Origin of the sequence: Pseudomonas sp. PNPG3 (assembly GCF_023093815.1) — a bacterium.
GTDB classification, from domain to species: Bacteria; Pseudomonadota; Gammaproteobacteria; order Pseudomonadales; family Pseudomonadaceae; genus Aquipseudomonas; species Aquipseudomonas asiatica.
Genome location: NZ_JALLKV010000186.1, coordinates 1 through 279, shown reverse-complemented (window position 1 = coordinate 279; position 279 = coordinate 1). Strand labels below are relative to the sequence as shown.

1 protein-coding gene is annotated in these 279 nt (G+C 68.8%); it reads left to right on the top strand.

Going from position 1 to position 279, the window contains the following annotated elements:
• A partial coding sequence (locus MJ643_RS30675) for a trypsin-like peptidase domain-containing protein (protein ID WP_247727308.1) occupies nt 1–279 on the top strand: 279 nt, incomplete at both ends.

The following is a 279-nucleotide window of genomic DNA, read 5'->3' as shown; positions in this document are numbered from 1 at the left end:
CCTCCAGCGCACGCTCACGACGGGCGTCGACTCCGCCCTTCAGCGCCACCTCGAAGAGCCGAACGGCTTCACGATCTACAACGTCATCCAGACCGACGCGCCGATCAACCCCGGCAACTCGGGCGGCCCGCTCCTGAACGCCGCCGGCCAGGTCATCGGCATCAACTCCCAGATCGAGACCGCCTCCAGCGGCGGCGGCAGCGTCGGGATCGGCTTCGCGATCCCCATCAACACCGCCAAGAGCGAGATCGCGCGCCTGGAGAAGGGCGGCACCGTCAG